This is a genomic window from Thermococcus sp. LS1 (assembly GCF_012027395.1).
Classification (GTDB): Archaea; Methanobacteriota_B; Thermococci; order Thermococcales; family Thermococcaceae; genus Thermococcus.
In genome coordinates, this window is record NZ_SNUJ01000011.1 from 1 (window position 1) to 424 (window position 424).

Consider the following 424-nt stretch of genomic DNA (forward strand, 5'->3'; position numbering starts at 1 on the left):
TTCCGATCTATGTTTCGCACTGTCTAAGCTGGACTTTTGATTCTGGGATTACTAGCACCACTATGATATGTTCAAAGTATTCCCCGTATTTCTCAACTTGTCCCCATAGACGATCAAGCTCACTTAGGCTCCTAAGTACTTTGATCTCAATTCCAACTTTGTTTGAAATTGCAATGTCCATTTTTCCTAGCTTTATCACTCGTCTTTTCCCCTTTTGTACCGAGATTTCTTTTTCGATCTCAACTAATTTTGTGAGCTCTGGATATTCGACGCTAAGCCTTCCTTTGATAAACGCCGCGATTTGATTTCTGACTTCGGCTTCATCTGAAACTGTAATCTTTGCTACTCTCTTGTGTTTTCGCGAGAATGGCTTTCCCACATGTATGATAAACGATTGAAGGACTCGCATTACGTAGTTCTGATA

General features: G+C 40.1%; 1 protein-coding gene. It reads right to left on the reverse strand.

Going from position 1 to position 424, the window contains the following annotated elements; genetic code table 11:
• Nucleotides 1-7: 7 nt before the first annotated feature.
• Nucleotides 8-424, reverse strand: a 417-nt coding sequence (locus E3E26_RS10990; protein WP_206204419.1) for a hypothetical protein, incomplete at its 5' end; no start/stop codon positions are given.